Source organism: Aminobacterium sp. UBA4908, from assembly GCF_002398115.1.
Classification (GTDB): domain Bacteria; phylum Synergistota; class Synergistia; order Synergistales; family Aminobacteriaceae; genus Aminobacterium; species Aminobacterium mobile.
Window position 1 is genome coordinate 90,414 of record NZ_DHCG01000001.1, and the last position, 15,466, is coordinate 105,879.

At 45.5% G+C, this 15,466-nt stretch carries 18 protein-coding genes; 7 read left to right on the top strand and 11 right to left on the bottom strand.

Going from position 1 to position 15,466, the window contains the following annotated elements; translation table 11 throughout:
• Positions 1-64: 64 nt before the first annotated feature.
• The 3 genes from B4J50_RS00410 to radA are packed head-to-tail and all read right to left on the bottom strand — an operon-like array spanning position 65 to position 3,566.
• A complete protein-coding gene (locus B4J50_RS00410; RefSeq protein WP_286846346.1) occupies positions 65-856 on the bottom strand; it encodes a slipin family protein in 792 nt (263 codons plus the stop codon).
• A 2-nt stretch (positions 857-858) separates the two neighbouring features.
• On the bottom strand, positions 859-2,226 hold the full coding sequence (locus B4J50_RS00415; protein WP_286846347.1) for an NfeD family protein: 1,368 nt from the start codon (positions 2,224-2,226) through the stop codon (positions 859-861).
• Positions 2,223-3,566, bottom strand: coding sequence for a DNA repair protein RadA (radA, locus tag B4J50_RS00420; protein ID WP_024822495.1), 1,344 nt, complete (start codon positions 3,564-3,566; stop codon positions 2,223-2,225). Before radA ends, B4J50_RS00415 begins: the two co-directional genes overlap by 4 nt.
• 144 nt (positions 3,567-3,710) lie before the next feature.
• Between radA and hisD the strand changes: the two genes are divergently transcribed.
• The 7 genes from hisD to hisIE are packed head-to-tail and all read left to right on the top strand — an operon-like array spanning position 3,711 to position 9,530.
• Positions 3,711-4,967: a histidinol dehydrogenase gene (gene hisD / locus B4J50_RS00425; protein ID WP_024822496.1), complete on the top strand. Its 1,257-nt coding sequence runs from the start codon at positions 3,711-3,713 to the stop codon at positions 4,965-4,967.
• Positions 4,964-6,175 carry an ATP phosphoribosyltransferase regulatory subunit gene (locus B4J50_RS00430; RefSeq protein ID WP_286846350.1) on the top strand — a complete coding sequence of 404 codons (1,212 nt, stop codon included), beginning with the start codon at positions 4,964-4,966 and terminating at the stop codon, positions 6,173-6,175. Before hisD ends, B4J50_RS00430 begins: the two co-directional genes overlap by 4 nt.
• Entirely contained in the window at positions 6,163-6,813 is a 651-nt protein-coding gene (gene hisG / locus B4J50_RS00435; RefSeq protein ID WP_286846351.1) for an ATP phosphoribosyltransferase, read from the top strand. The genes B4J50_RS00430 and hisG overlap by 13 nt, the downstream gene beginning before the upstream one ends.
• Positions 6,803-7,372, top strand: a complete 570-nt coding sequence (locus tag B4J50_RS00440) for an imidazoleglycerol-phosphate dehydratase (RefSeq protein ID WP_286846352.1) — start codon at positions 6,803-6,805, stop codon at positions 7,370-7,372. The genes hisG and B4J50_RS00440 overlap by 11 nt, the downstream gene beginning before the upstream one ends.
• A gap of 42 nt (positions 7,373-7,414) precedes the next feature.
• A complete protein-coding gene (locus tag B4J50_RS00445) occupies positions 7,415-8,137 on the top strand; it encodes a 1-(5-phosphoribosyl)-5-[(5-phosphoribosylamino)methylideneamino] imidazole-4-carboxamide isomerase (RefSeq protein ID WP_286846353.1) in 723 nt (240 codons plus the stop codon).
• Positions 8,128-8,892 (top strand): imidazole glycerol phosphate synthase subunit HisF, encoded by a 765-nt coding sequence (hisF, locus tag B4J50_RS00450; protein ID WP_286846354.1) that lies wholly within the window; start codon positions 8,128-8,130, stop codon positions 8,890-8,892. Before B4J50_RS00445 ends, hisF begins: the two co-directional genes overlap by 10 nt.
• A 2-nt stretch (positions 8,893-8,894) precedes the next feature.
• The gene (gene hisIE / locus B4J50_RS00455; protein ID WP_286846356.1) at positions 8,895-9,530 is read left to right on the top strand and encodes a bifunctional phosphoribosyl-AMP cyclohydrolase/phosphoribosyl-ATP diphosphatase HisIE; all 636 of its coding nucleotides are present in this window, start codon (positions 8,895-8,897) and stop codon (positions 9,528-9,530) included.
• On the opposite strand, the gene B4J50_RS00460 is transcribed toward hisIE, so the two are convergent.
• From B4J50_RS00460 to B4J50_RS00495, 8 genes are read right to left on the bottom strand one after another with little or no spacing between them, the layout of a single operon-like run.
• Positions 9,527-10,282 carry a PHP domain-containing protein gene (locus B4J50_RS00460; protein WP_286846357.1) on the bottom strand — a complete coding sequence of 252 codons (756 nt, stop codon included), beginning with the start codon at positions 10,280-10,282 and terminating at the stop codon, positions 9,527-9,529. The two genes, hisIE and B4J50_RS00460, sit on opposite strands and share 4 nt — an antisense overlap.
• 7 nt (positions 10,283-10,289) lie before the next feature.
• Positions 10,290-10,631, bottom strand: coding sequence for a serine kinase (locus B4J50_RS00465; RefSeq protein WP_286846358.1), 342 nt, complete (start codon positions 10,629-10,631; stop codon positions 10,290-10,292).
• Positions 10,632-10,644: 13 nt separating this feature from the next.
• A complete protein-coding gene (locus B4J50_RS00470) occupies positions 10,645-11,943 on the bottom strand; it encodes a [Fe-Fe] hydrogenase large subunit C-terminal domain-containing protein (protein ID WP_286846359.1) in 1,299 nt (432 codons plus the stop codon).
• Positions 11,944-11,961: 18 nt separating this feature from the next.
• Positions 11,962-12,345 carry an ATP-binding protein gene (locus B4J50_RS00475; RefSeq protein ID WP_286846390.1) on the bottom strand — a complete coding sequence of 128 codons (384 nt, stop codon included), beginning with the start codon at positions 12,343-12,345 and terminating at the stop codon, positions 11,962-11,964.
• A gap of 54 nt (positions 12,346-12,399) precedes the next feature.
• Positions 12,400-12,765: a DRTGG domain-containing protein gene (locus B4J50_RS00480; RefSeq protein WP_024822507.1), complete on the bottom strand. Its 366-nt coding sequence runs from the start codon at positions 12,763-12,765 to the stop codon at positions 12,400-12,402.
• A 24-nt stretch (positions 12,766-12,789) separates the two neighbouring features.
• On the bottom strand, positions 12,790-13,989 hold the full coding sequence (locus tag B4J50_RS00485; RefSeq protein WP_286953871.1) for a hypothetical protein: 1,200 nt from the start codon (positions 13,987-13,989) through the stop codon (positions 12,790-12,792).
• A 9-nt stretch (positions 13,990-13,998) separates the two neighbouring features.
• Positions 13,999-14,496 carry an adenosine-specific kinase gene (locus B4J50_RS00490; RefSeq protein WP_024822509.1) on the bottom strand — a complete coding sequence of 166 codons (498 nt, stop codon included), beginning with the start codon at positions 14,494-14,496 and terminating at the stop codon, positions 13,999-14,001.
• Between the two features lie 53 nt (positions 14,497-14,549).
• Positions 14,550-15,380 (bottom strand): HAD-IIB family hydrolase, encoded by an 831-nt coding sequence (locus B4J50_RS00495; protein WP_286846361.1) that lies wholly within the window; start codon positions 15,378-15,380, stop codon positions 14,550-14,552.
• Positions 15,381-15,466: the final 86 nt, after the last annotated feature.

The following is a 15,466-nucleotide window of genomic DNA, read 5'->3' on the forward strand; positions in this document are numbered from 1 at the left end:
GCACTCAATACATGAAATCGTATTTAGGGATTATATCCCTCAGACTTAAAATGTGCAAAAATTCTTACGAAGGATCTTCCTCTTTTGCACGTCTAAGGAACGGTTTTATCAAATCCATAGGGAGCGGGAAAAACGTCGTAGAATTCTTCTCGCTGGCAATTTCTTTCAATGTTTGCAAATAACGGAGTTGTAATGTTATGGGAGAGACCTCCATCTGGCGAGCAGCTTCGCTCAAAGTTGTAGCTGCCTGCAATTCTCCCTCCGCATTAATAATCTTTGACCGCCGCTCTCGCTCTGCTTCTGCTTGTTTCGCCATCGCTCGTTTCATGGCCTCAGGCAATTCAAGTTCTTTCACTTCCACAGCGCTTACTTTGATTCCCCACGGATCTGTCCTCTCATCAATAATTTTCTGGAGAGCGCTATTGATCTTCTCTCTGGACGAAAGAACCTCATCTAGTTCCGCAGCACCAATTACCGAGCGAAGAGTGGTCTGAGACAAAAGGCTCGTAGCCAGCATGTAATTTTCCACTTCAATAACAGAGTTAGTTGGATCCATAACCCTGAAGTAGACAACTGCATTCACCTTGATAGGGACATTATCTCGAGTAATAACTTCCTGTACTGGAACATCAAGAGTGACCACTCGAAGGTCTACTCTTATAATCTTATCGACAAATGGTATCACTATAACCAAACCTGGCCCTTTTGCCCCCGCTAGTCTCCCAAGACGAAAGACGACAACTCGCTGAAATTCTGGGACTATCTTAATTGCCGATGCCAAGAAAAAAAGAAGAATAATGATAAACCCAAAAGAGCTGCCTAGATTAAAAAGGAAATATAAAAGACCATCCATCATATTTAACTCCCCTCTCTTTCGTTCAGAACAGATTCTTCCCGTTCTACAGCCACGACAAGAACCAAGCCCTCTACTTCAACAACCCGAACTGGCGTACCTGACAAAAGTCTTTCCCCAGATTCGCTTCGCGCCTTCCAAAGCTCCCCATGGCACTTAACCAATCCATCCGGTTCCAATGCTTCAAGAACTTCCGCCCTATACCCAACAAGTCCTTCCTGGCCAGAATAGGGTTGTCTCCTCATAGATTTCCAAATATATACTACGGCAACACAGAATAAAAAAGAGATGGCTACTGTCATTCCCACAATAACGCTTCGCGATACATTCAATAGCTCACCCCCTGGAGTACGGAAAAGAATTAGCCCTCCCGTCACGAGAGCTGCCATTCCGAACAAACTCAAAATACCGATCCCACCTACGAGAAGGTCAAGAATAATCACTATAACTCCCGCTAGTAGCAGAATAAGCCCTGCCCAATTAAAGGGAAGCATTCGAAGGCCATAAGCCCCCATAAGAGCCATTACAGCTCCAGATGTTCCCAACACAAATCCTCCCGGAGTCAAAACTTCCATAACAATAGCAAAAATACCTGCCGTTAAAAGGATATACGCCACATTAGGGTCAGAAAGGAACTGAAGCATTTTTTCCCGGGGAGTCATGTCTATTTTTACTATAGTAGCTCCTGAGACCGATAGCAAACGCTCTCTCCCTTGAACAACCACAGCACGTCCATCAATAAAGCGTAATAACTCTTCCTCGTCACTCGCAATGACATCTATTATATTGCTCTTCAAAGCCTCTTGAGCCGTAAAGGAGAGACTTTCCGTCACCATTTTCTCAGCAATAGAGGAATTTCGCTTCCGCATTTGAGCTAAAGATCTCATATGAGCGGCTAAATCATTTGTCACTTTTCGCTTCATCTCTTCATCGGGAACATCCTTGCCAGAAGCCACTACTGGATGAGCCGCCCCCACATTAGTCCCTGGCGCCATAGCTGCTATATGGGCAGCTTCTAAAAGGAACGCCCCTGCCGAAGCAGCTCGTGCCCCTTTAGGAGAAACCCATATCACTACAGGAAGAGGAGCATCAAGAAGAGAAGCTGTCATAGCTCTCATTGATGAGACAAGTCCACCTGGCGTATCAAGAGTAAAAACAACCGCTTCGGCCTGACTTTGCAGTGATTCTTCCATAATACGACCCATATATGATTCCATGGAAATTCCTACTGTTCCTTCCAGTGGAGCTATAACAACAATACTGCCAGAGACAGTTGAAGCATTTAAAACAGTGGTCATAAAAACGAACAAAAACAAGGCCCGCAGCCACGTTCCAACTCCCTTTGCCAACTGCCACTGCTTCCAGAGTCTCACGGCATAACCTCCTTCAGAACATCTCGCAAAGTTCTCACCGCACAAATATCCATTTCGTGAGGATATTCTCCCTTCTGCTGTGCGCTTACTATCGCTCTTTTAAATCCAAGTCGCGCAGCCTCTCGCAACCTTGTTCCAATGCGACCTACGGGACGAATTTCACCTGCCAATCCAACCTCACCCAGAAAACAACAATCCGCTGGCAATGATCTGTCACAAACAGAGGATGCCAATGCTACTGCTACTGCTAGATCAGCTCCGGGATCCTTTATAACCAAACCACCAGTTACATTCATATATATATCAAAAGAACTGCTGGGAATACCACCTCGTCTTTCGAGCACAGCTACAAGAAGATGAACCTTATTAATATCTATGCCCCTCGCCGTTCGTCTTGGGTATGGGAAACTCGTAGCGTTCGCCAATCCCTGAATTTCCGCCACAAAAGGAACTGATCCTTCCATAACCACCGTCATCGCTACTCCAGGCACAGAAACATCTGCCTTATTCCAATACAACCCGCTGGGGTCATCTACAGCCACGAGGCCTTGCTCCGTCATTTCAAAAATTCCAAGCTCATCGGTATTCCCGTATCTATTCTTTGTTCCTCGAAGCATACGATACGCCGACACATCATCACCAGAAAAAAGGAGAACTACATCTACCATATGCTCCAATAACATAGGACCGGCAATACGCCCTTCTTTCGTAATATGCCCTACCATCACAAAAGGAACATGTACTCCTTTAGCGCAATCTATGCACCGTTGCGCCACAGTTCGGACCTGAGAGGGTGTGCCCGGCCAGCCAGACTCTTCTGGATCTTTCATGGCCTGTACACTATCAAGTACTATTAATTGATGGTCTTCTATGTGGGAAAGAGCCGTTTCCACATCACTATCACAAAAAAGATCCACATTTTTATTCACAGCATGAAGACGTTTGGCTCTAAGAGCCACTTGAGAAGCAGACTCCTCCCCTGAGATATAAAGCACGCGTTTCCCCTGGTCAGCCATAGCTCCGCACACCTGCAAAAGCAAAGTAGATTTACCTATTCCCGGCTGTCCGCCAAGAAGCGCCACCCCTCCTGGCACCCATCCTCCTCCTAGAACACGATCAAGCTCTAAAATTCCTGAAGGAATACGGGCTGGCGGTTGCACGTCAATAATATTCATTGCCGCTGCAGGTGACGTACGAGAACTCCCCTTCCCTAGCCCCTCCATCTCCTCTTTAACGTACGTTCCCCACATGCCACAAGCAGAACACCGTCCTACCCATGTAAGACTTACATTCCCGCAATTGGAACATACATATCGTGCTCCACCATCTTTTTTCGCCATTTCATCGTCCCTCTCATAGAAGTGACTAAATTGTATCCTTATTTTTTTTACATGTCGATACTTTACAGATATAGAAGATCATGATAACATGCCATTCAAATTAATTATCACATTATCATTTTATCACGATAAAGGATGGCATACATGCGCTATATAAAACAACCTCAAGTAGTTTCTTGCGATGGGAACAACACCTTTCAGCACGTTACACAAAATATTGTTATGCGGGTGCAAGAGGAAGGTTGGCCTGCTGTGAAAGAATATGCCCGCGATTTCGATAATTATAAAGGGTCTTTTTACGTCTCCCAAGAAGAAACGAACCAGGCCCTATCCTCTCTTCCCTCCTCTATTCGCAGCGCCCTGGAACGAGCTATCACAAATGTGAGGATTTTTCATAAACGACAAAAAGAAATGTTCCAACCCATATTGTGCCCAATCGAAAAAGGGGTCACGGCAAGCTTACGTTTTTTGCCAGTCCGACGGGCCGCCATATATACCCCAGCTGGACGATACCCTCTCCCGAGCACTGCTATTATGGGTATTGTTCCCGCTCAGGAAGCAGGGGTCCAGGAAGTGGTCTTGTTTTCCCCACCTACAAAAGAGGGAAAACTGGCTCCAGTAATTGCGGCTACTGCCGCCTTGCTGGGCATAAAAGAAGTATGGGCTCTTGGTGGAGCTCATGGTGTTGCTGCTATGGCTACAGGAGCAGGCCCTATCAAAAAAGTCGACATGATCGTTGGCCCTGGAAATGCCTATGTTACTGAAGCTAAGCGAATTCTATCTGGCATTGTAGGAATAGATGGACTGGCTGGCCCAAGTGAGGTTCTTATTATTGCTGATAATACAGCGCACCCTCTCTGGCTAGCTGCCGATATTGCCGCTCAGTCTGAACACGATCCTATGGCCACTAGCACTCTTCTCTGTACCGATGAAGATATCGCAATACAAACACTTAAAAAATTGAATAAATTATTAGAAACCCTTCCTACGGCAAATATTGCAAAACAGGCTTGGGAAACAAATGGAACCATCGCTGTATGCTCTTTAAAAGAAGCTATTATCGAATGTAATAAACTCGCCCCCGAACATCTTCAGCTTTGTGTAGATACTCCAGAGAATGTTTTAGGGGCATGCACATCCTATGGTGCTGCTTTTCTAGGAAACTGGACACCTGTTCCCTTTGGAGACTATATTGCCGGGACAAATCATACTCTCCCAACCAGCAACAGGGCCCGTTATGCAGGAGGGCTCTGGACCGGTACCTTCTTACGCCCCATGACCTCACTACATATTGATAGGAACGGGGCAGAACTTTTAGCGGAAGACGGCATGAACCTGGCCCATATTGAGGGACTCGCCGCCCATAGTCTGTCTATGGCTTTACGGAGGAACCGTCCATGAATCGTCTACCACGAGGCTGTATCAATGTAGGGGGCTCTGTAGCTATTTCTATGGATCGCTGCAGAAAAGTTTTTATGGACCTCTTTGCTCCTTTTGGGTATGAACCTTTCTGGCCATCAGTTCTACAACTTCTGGAATCGGCTTGGCCACATCTTCCGCTCCCTTTTCGTCGTCGACTTATTGCTCTCAACACACCCTACGGGGAACCATGCTGCCTAAAAGCCGATTTAACTTTAGCGGCAGTCGCTTATTTCGCTTCTCACTATGCCCCCGGACAGCAACCTTTACGCCTTTGTTATGCTGATCGTATTTTTAAGAGACCCGAAAGGCATGAGAACCGTATAGAAAGCTTCCAGATAGGCGCCGAGCTTTTGGGGTGGGAGGGAGAGGGCGCCGACATAGAGATACTCTGGCTCTTATTGCAATGGCTCGACGGGATAGGACTTGATCAGAGTGTTCTTGTTATTGGCGATGTAACCTTTCTTCAGTACGCTCTGACCAACGTAAAGGCTACGGTGGCAGAGCGCCTTTCAACATACCTTCAGGAGGGGAATCTCGTAGCGTATGAAAAGGCTCTCTCTACATATGACATTCCAGAATATAGCTATAACATTCTGAAACATCTTCCCCATCTGAAAGGGGGGGAAGGCATTCTAAATAGAGGAGACAGTCTCATGGGTTCGTCGCAACATTTGGCTCCTCTACGGAAAATATTTCACACTCTTGATGATCTTGGATATGCCGAGAGAATTACATTAGATCTGAGTCTAATTCGAGAGCTTCATTATTATAGCGGTCCAGTCTTTCATATCTATGCCTGCCCATCTGGTCCTCTGATAGGTGGAGGCGGTCGCTATGATGGGCTCCTTGCAGAATATGGGCTAGGGGGCCAAGCAATTGGCTTCGCCGTTGACCTGGAAGAAATAGCCACTCTATCTCATCATTTCTCAACGCCCCGTTCCGCCATGATATGGAGCGCACTTCTTCCGCCAGAGTCTGCATTAAAGCGTGCTTCAGCCATATTCAAACGTGGCATAAGAGGAGAAATAAGCTGGAATAATAATGAGAAGCAATCTTATGATTCAGCTAAAGAAAGAGGCTATGAATGGTGGATCAATCTGGCAACAGAAGAGGTAACGAACCTGAAAACACACAAAAAAACGCCCCTTACACTATGGAAGAGGGGGGAGATACCATGCTCACAATAGCTTTACCAACAGGCCGCGTCATGAGAAATGCTATAGATTTTTGTGAAGAGATGGGGCTCCCAGTAGCAAAATTGAGAGAAACTGGACGTCAATTAGTTGTTCAAGAAGGGGATTTCCGTTACATACTGTCTAAACCTTCAGATGTTCCTCTTTATGTAAGCCACGGGGTTGCTAATATTGCTCTTGCGGGAAGCGATGTACTCAGAGAATGTACTGTGGATTACGTAGAACTAGCAGACACAGGGCGTGGACAGTGTCGGATCGTTATAGCCGGACCTCAAAAATTAAGAGCTCTCTTTTCTGGACACCCATCAGAGCTAATGTGGCTCAAAGTTGCTACAAAATATCCCCATATAGCTGACTCTTACTTTTCAGAAATGGGCGTCCAGGTAGAAATAATTCACCTTCACGGATCCATAGAACTTGCGCCAACTCTCGGCATGAGCGACTGTATTCTCGACATTGTTCAGACAGGAGACACGCTTAAAGCCAATAAACTAGTAGTACTTAAGGAAATAGCACCCGTCTCTCTTCGGCTTATAGCAAGCCGGCAAAGTGTCTCTTTAAAGTGGCAACAAACAATGGCTCTTCTTAAGACCATAACAAGACCGAAAGGAGAAACGTCATATGAGCACTGAACTAGAGCGGCAAAGCAGAGAAACATCCGTTTCTCTATGTATATCTATCCCAGGAGATACGTGGACTCTAGATATACCCTGCGGCTTCCTTCGTCATATGATCCATCTTTTTCTCTTTCATAGCAACATTGGGGCTATTATCAAAGCCACTGGAGACCTCGAAGTAGATGCCCACCATCTTACGGAGGATATAGGAATTCTTCTCGGCAGGGCTTTTCTGAAAGAGCTGGAAGGACAAACTATACATCGTTACGGCTGGTGCGCTATGCCTATGGATGGCTCCCTTGCTCTTGTAGCAGTAGACATTAGTGGGCGGGGACAATTCTTTTGGGATGGAACTTTCCCTACAGCCACATGTGGAGATTTTGATCTTGAGTTAGTTCCTGAATTTTGGAAGGCATTTTGCAGGGAAAGCCGCATGACAATCCATGGACGTTTGTTAGCTGTAGATAATAGTCATCATGGCACGGAGGCTCTTTTTAAAGGTATAGGGCGGGCAATGAAAGACGCCGTAACATCTACAGACAGTCTTCAATCCACAAAAGGAATACTATTATGATCGACACTCAAATATATTTTATAGAAATTGGAGAGGTTTTTCATGATTATTTATCCCGCTATTGATCTTTACAAAAACAAGGTTGTTCGACTTCGACAGGGAGATTTTAGCCAACCGGTGTATTATCCTCTCTCACCTCTGACTGCTGCCAAATCTTTTGTAGAAGCTGGAGCATCGTGGGTTCATATTATAGATCTAGAAGGAGCCCAAGAGGGGCATCCTGCCCATTTACACATAATAAAGCCTATGCGGGAATTAGGGCTTTCTGTTCAATACGGAGGTGGGCTTCGAACTATCAAAGACGTAAAAGAAGCTTTTCAGGCCGGTGCCAGTCGCCTCTATGTCGGGAGCCTCATTTGTCAATACAAAGACATAGCAGAGCAGCTCTACAAAAGTTGGGGAGACCTCATTATCCCAGCTATAGACATTAAAAGAGGGAAAGTAACAGTCAAAGGATGGACAACAACTCTTCAGTATTCTCCCGCCCATCTCCTGGACTATATGTATTACATTGGCTACACCACCATGCTCGTAACAGCTGTGCAAAAAGACGGTACAGCAGAGGGGCCGGACAAAAATCTCTACATCAAGCTTAAGCAAATATTTCCAGGCCTCTCTTTTATTGCTGCAGGGGGTATCGCTTCTCTAGTAGATATAGCAGAACTCAAAGCCATGGGATTAGAAGGAGCTGTAGTAGGACGAGCTCTTTATGATGGAATCATACATCTAAAGGATATTTTAAATGAGGTGGCTCTATGTCAATAAAACGCATTATTCCGTGTCTCGATGTAAAAAACGGACGCGTCGTAAAAGGAATCAACTTCGTAAACCTAAGAGATGCTGGTAATCCTGCTGAAATGGCCCAACACTATGAGAAAGAACAAGCTGATGAATTGGTTTTCCTCGATATATCCGCCACACAGGAGGGTCGCAGTACTCAAAAAGAATGGGTGAAAGATGTGTCCAACAACCTATCTATTCCTTTCACAGTAGGAGGTGGGATAGACTCACCTCTTATTGCCCAAGAACTCATATCTCTTGGAGCCACTAAAATTTCTCTCAATACTGCTGCCGTACAAACCCCAGAGCTTATTCGTCTTTGCGTTGATCTTCTAGGAGAGGGCAAGGTTGTACTCGCAGCGGATGTTAAAGAGACCCAAAAAGGATTTTGGGAGGTCTTCATAAATGGAGGGCAAACCCCTACGGGACTTAATGCTTTTCAGTGGATGAAACAGGGAGTAGAAATGGGGTGTTGCGAAATACTACTTACGTCTATGGATCGTGACGGAACCATGAAAGGATACGATATTCCTCTCCTTTCTTCAGCAGCACAAAATCTTCCTGTCCCCATCATAGCTTCAGGTGGAGCCGGAACGAAAGAACACATACTCGAAGGACTCCAGATTGGATGCGATGGTGCTCTTGCAGCCTCCATCTTTCACTTCGGGGCTGTGCGTATTCCAGAATTAAAAAAATGGCTACAGGCTTATGATGCCTCAGTTCGCCTGAAAGAGGATTAAAAATGGATTTTTCAAAAGTATGTTTTGACGATCAGGGACTTATACCCGTAATAGTGCAAGATAGTTTCAGCAAAGAAGTTCTTATGCTGGCTTATGCCAATCGCCAGGCATTGGAAGAAACGGAAAAGACTGGAGAAATGTATTTCTGGAGCCGCTCCAGACAAAAACTATGGCATAAAGGAGAAACAAGCGGCAATACGATGAGAGTGGCAGAACTTAGTCTCGACTGCGATGGCGATACAATTCTGGCGGAAGTGGAACCAACCGGTCCTGCATGCCATACAGGGGCACGCACTTGTTTTTTCCGATCCTTACTTGAAAATACAATATACTCTGCTCCTCATAAATACACAGCCCATTTTTTGGAGAAGCTTTGGTTTTATTTAACTGAACGCCAACATCACGACCCTTCCAAAAGCTATACAGCTCAACTCATTCAATCTGGGAAGAAAAGGACCGCCCAAAAGGTAGGAGAAGAAGGGGTGGAAACAGCGTTGGCTATTGCCGCTGGAGATACGGAAGAGGTCATCTATGAAGCTGCAGATTTAATCTACCACCTCATGGTAGGATTGCTTTCTGCCCATGTTTCTTTTTGGGACGTAATAGAGGAACTAAAAAGACGCCATAAAACTGCTTAATTAGGCCATGGGGCAAGAACACATCGCCCCTTTTTTTTGCCGAGGGCCAACACAATTTCATCAAAAGAAGCCTCTGCTAAAAGAAGTACGGAACCATTCTCTGCTATGAGGCTCTTCAGCCAGTGCGAATCGGAAGATCGTAAAAAAGTCCTTCCCGGATACTGAGCCTGAAGTGCCTCTATTTCATTAGGAAAACATCGCCAGGAGATTTCAAGAGCATCGGCAGGAAAGGATGATGGAATTGGTCCCAAAACAGCAGGATAGGAAAAAGAAGGCCGATCAATGTGAGCCAAAATAACAAGGCCACCCTGTCTTTTCGCTTCAAGAGCTACCTCATCTACAGAATATCCAACCCCTTGGACTAAAAGTATCTCTTCTTCGTAAAGAATATCGTTCTTCTCAGAAATAACCAATTGATCTCCAAATATCTCGGGGCGATTGTGGATAAAAGGCATACGCTTCCAAAGCCAATTCTGAAAGGTTTCCGCCGTTTTATAATCTCTAAAGAGGGTAACGATATGAATATCTTCTATTGTCTGGACCTCTATACCTGGAATAACCACAGGATTACTTTGTGCTGCCCTAAGCACAGCAGGCACATTCAAAGCAGAATTATGATCTGTTACAGCTATAATCTCTATCCCCTCTCTCCTGGCCTTCAGCACGATGTCTGGAGCACCCATTTCCAGCTCGCCACATGGAGAGAGAACTGTGTGGATATGGAGATCCACATGGAAAGGTTTAAGTGGCATGGAGATCTTATACAGATGCCCGCAATCCCATTTCATATAATTGCCCGCATATTTCAAAAACAGGCAAGGAAGAACATGCCAGAGTCAATTGTTCCTCGCGGCACCTCTCTATTAAATCTTCTACTGGGCGACGTCCTGCGCCTACGATAATTAAGGGGATATCTTTTAAAACAGCAACTGCCGCTATATTCAAATGAGTCTGGACAGTGATCCATACCCATCCTTCTTTTGCTGAAGCCATGACAAAACTCAATAAATCGCCAGCAATAGCTCCCTCTACATTTATATCCTCTCTACCTTTTGCTACAACTTCAAGACTAAGTTTCTCTACTACAGTCTGAGTATTCAAAATCGCCCCTCCTTTACGAGCCAAAAGCATGAGGCACTCTCCCTGACAAATTAGAAATCTCTTTACTCAAGTCAAGAATTCGTTCACGAAGCTTAAAAATGCAATCCGTCATTTCACCCTTCTCTCGCACTATATCTTCAGCCATGGCTCGACAGGATGGACGACCACATGAGCCACAATCAATATGGGGCAATTCTGCATAAATAGCATTCATATCTTTGAGCTTCGCCATCGCCTCACTTAAGTCGCTAGAAAGAGGAAGCCTCTGTTTAGGTTCAATTGCCTGTTCCAACTGCCAAATCCCTTTTTCATACCAACTGATGATCCGAGCCATTTCTTCCTCAGAAATGCTCCAATCCATCTTCATGTCGTCTATACGCAATCGTGAAAGGAACCGGGACTCATGAGTACCTACCCCTCCAATACACCCTAAATCACATGCCCGGCACTCCACGTAATCCACCCCTCCCAGACGTCCTAGCTCAAGCTCAGTTAAAAGATCCATGGTGTTTCGTAACCCCGATACTGCCACAGTGCGTAAGGGGCGATGGGAAAAAGATGCCACGTGGCGAGACTCTCCACCGGTTATAGACCACTTCAACCACCGATCATTTGTTTTATGAAGAACCTCTCCAGAAACTTTGGGGCTTCCAGCAAGAATGTCGTGGACAACCCGTCGAACCGACACAGTATAAGCGATAGTACTCAACTCTCGTCCTACAGGGTTTCGAACAAGAGTCATTTTCGCAGGACAAGGCGCAATGAGGGTAATATCATCTTTTCGTTCCGTAGCATCTCGCCATAAAGCAACACTTGACTCCAAAGGGGATTCTACAGGCACCAAACGACCGGTAAGTTCGGGGAAATTGATCTGGATCAATCGTATAACTGCAGGACAGTAGGTAGAAATCAAAGGGAGGCGCTCTACTTTTTCAGATTCTATAGAGCGGGCAATGGCATATGCCGCTACATCAAATGCCATTGCTTCATACTCTAGAACATCCTCCATTCCATCAGATTCCAAAGCCTCTTTAACAAGGGAAGGAGACTCATATGAACCAATTTGCACATAGAAACAAGGATCTGCAATAAGAACAAGCTTTTTCTGGGATCTGAGAAGTTCCCACTCGTCTTCATTGAGAATTATGGCTTTTTCTCGACACTTACGAATACACTCACCACAATCGATACAGAGATCTGAAATTATGTGGACACAGCCGGTAAATACCCGCATCGCTTCAGTGGGACACGTTTTAATGCAATTCGCACAACCTCGGCACCGTACCTCCTGAACCCTGACTCCGCCAGCCATGAGAATACCCCCTTCTCTCTAGCCCTTGTGAAAGAAAATAGTGGCGCTTAAAACAGTTCCCTTCCCTATCACAGAGTCAATCTTCATCTTATCTGAATGCCGTTTAATGTTAGGAAGCCCCATCCCCGCGCCAAAGCCCAACTCTCGCACCTCATCTGAAGCAGTGGAATATCCTTCCTGCATAGCCAGATCTATGTCGATAATGCCTGGCCCCGTATCGATCGCCCATATTTCAAGACGATCTGTATACACAGCTAATCGAATAGTCCCCCCACCTGCATGAAGGACAAGGTTCATTTCTGCTTCATAAGCAACAATAGAGGCGCGGCGGATAATATCTGAGGCAATACCCAACATTTTCATCGTAGCTTTGAACTGGGTAGAAGCTTCGCCTATAGCCATAAAATCCCGTCCTGCCACAGTATATTCTTCTATGTACGGCTCCTGTACCAAAACCTACACCTCTCTGGCAGGAATATCGCAGGGCAGGACTCCCTCTCTATAGAGAATTCCACACGTCTCGAACATACTGTTATGGCATAAAATTACAGGCATTTCCAGCTGAGCAGCTAATTTCACCGCCCCTTCCTGCGGTCGTTTCCCACGTACAAATACTACCGCTGGAATATCAAGCATTTGTGCCGTACGAATAATCTGTACATTTGTGAGCCCTGTAAGAAGCAAGGATCCAGGTCGTGCAAAAGCTAAAACATCGCTCATAAGGTCAGCTCCATAAGCATATTCAATCTCTATTGTATCGAGCAAATTTTCACCATACAATATTTCGCCATGAATGTGCCTTACTACTTCACGAAGTTTCATCCCCCCAACCTCCCACCTCTCTGTTTAGTCTGCGTTTGCACCTCGAACTTTCAACACAGCTATTGTCTGAAACCTATTGTTTTCTACTTTCATAATCGCAACTTGCCGCTCTTCAGGACGGTGTGTTAAAGAGTTAAAACGCAAAGGTTCCTTCCCTAAAGTAATGCCTTCTACATCTGTCATCCCTTTAGCTATAACATCTGGAGAAGACGTCCCAGCCCTCTGAAGGGCTGATAAAAGCCACATGCCACTTGTCCAGGCCCGCGCCGCTGCCACGCGATCTGGAATATGTTTTCTCGTAATCTGCCATATTTTTCTTTCGAGGACAGCCAAATATGGATCTTCCTCCAAGGGTCTTTTCTGGCTTACCGCTATCAAGCCAGTACACCTCAACAGCTCTCTATCAATAGGTTCTCCGCCATACCAGAGAGCAAAAGCCTCTCCTCTTTGATGACGCTGCCGATAGATATCTGTAACAGATAGAGCATCCAGCCAGAGGATAAAAGCTTTCGCCCCTCCCTGTATAGCCTCCTGACATTCCATCTGGTATCCATTATCGCCCGCCCCCCTCTTCCCCAAAAACAAAGATGAGCGTCCACGTTGGTCGGCAAGAGCTGCATACAAATCAGCACACATCGATAAAACAGGGTCAAGGCCATCTACAAACTGGGCTACAGGCACCCCTTTGGAAAGCGTTTTTTCCCCATATTGAGCCAAAGCCCCTGCTCTGTATGATAAAGGCAAATCGAGGGCAAAAGCGTAGGGATACACTTTCCCCGTCGTATCACGTAGAGAAACTCCTTCTCCAAAAGCAGAAAGAAAAAGAGGCCCCATCACTCCCACTTGGGGGATAAGCTCTTTATCTACATGATCACCAGAAAAACTTAAAAGAGCCACACGATTGCTCCACTCGCCTAACCGTTCAGTTGTTTTCCCCACTTCCAGAGGAGACTCTTTCACAAACAAAACATCGTATCCGGCAAGACCCCGGGCACTTTCATTCGTCTCTTTTTCTAGTATGGAGAGGGCAAGAGAGATGGACTGTCCCTCATCGCTCTCCCATCCCCCTGCTGGAGGCAGAACAGAAACGATCCAAATCCACCCTTCCTTTAAGCCTGTCTGCTGGTCTTGAGACAAGACTGCCCCGCAGCTCGGCCCAATTAATAAACAAACAATTACACCCGCAACAAAAGCAACAAATGAGATCTTTCGTAAAACCTTCACGATTTCTACTTACCGTTTATACCCAATAATATCCCGCAACAGCTTTTTTCGCGCCATTACGTCTTCTTCTTTTTCAACACCTTTAGGAATAAATCCGTCTATAACCCCCACAACACCTCGCCCTTGCTCGGACTCACAGATAACAGCCTGAATGGGGTTCGCTGTCGCTGCAAAAATGCGGCAGACTTCCTGGCAGTTTTTAATGCGGTCAAGAATATTAATGGGATATCCGTTGCGAAGCACTATGATAAAAGTATGCCCTGAACTCAGCTTTTTAGCGTTATTGACAGCTATTGTTATAAGATCTTCGGCATTACCATCGCAGCGAATAAGGCAATCACCTGATGCCTCACAAAAAGCAATTCCGAACTGAAGTGAAGGGGACGAAGTGATAAGGGCTTCATATAGATCCTCTACGGTTTTTATAAAATGGCTCTGCCCAAGAATAATATTACAATCTTCAGGATACTCCATCTGCTCAAGAACCCAACGACGAATCTCTGGCATTTATAGCTCCTCCTTGCTTCTCATAGTAGTAAAAGTTAAATATCTATATATTTTTATAATACTACACGTTTGCTTCCTCTGCCATCGGACCAACGGCCTGAAAGGAGGTAATCGACCAGATGTACAAATCCCTGTTTTTTTACAGAAGGCATAATGATATGGGCACGTTCAAGAATTTGAGGAACAGCATCCTCTGGCGCTACACGAATATGAGCCTCATCAAAAAGAGCAAGGTCATTACAATGATCTCCAGCCGCTACAACAACTTCTGGAGCAATAGGCAATCGCTCTAGATACCAAGAAAGAGCTGCTCCTTTAGATACCCCTATAGGCACTACATCAAGGAAGTCGTCGCCTGAACGCATTACATCGACAACGTCTCCAAGAACTGCCCCAATATGCTCTTCAAGACGCAATATTTCTCTGGGGTCTCCATAAAATATAATACGAAAAACTCGCTCTGTTACATGAGGTGTTTGCAGAGTATCGTCTACTGAAACATTGGCTCGAGTGAGGAATCTTCGAGTCTCTTCGTCTGTTTTACGGCATATTGCAGATTCATCGGTAAATATTTGCATCTCAAGAGGGACCTGCCAACCGATGTGAAGAACTTCTTCCACAACGTCAGTGGGGAGGGTTGCCTCCCACAAAACTTTTCCCGAAAGGGGTTCCATAAGCCGGGCTCCATCATAAACTACTGCCGGGAGCCAAGCACCAATGGATTTAATATGGTCAATAGCTGTGGCTAAAATACGCCCTGTCGCTACCATGATCTCCCATCCGTGATTTCGCAAGCGATCACAGGCTGCAATAACATGAGGATGCACAATTTCTCCATGGGAAAGGGTTCCGTCAATATCGGTTACAAGCATCTTCCTCTTCATATATTTCCTCCGTTTCTCTATACAAAAAGAGGGTTGCGCCAAAACGGACACAACCCTGAACGGTCTTCATCTGTTTCTCTAATCTA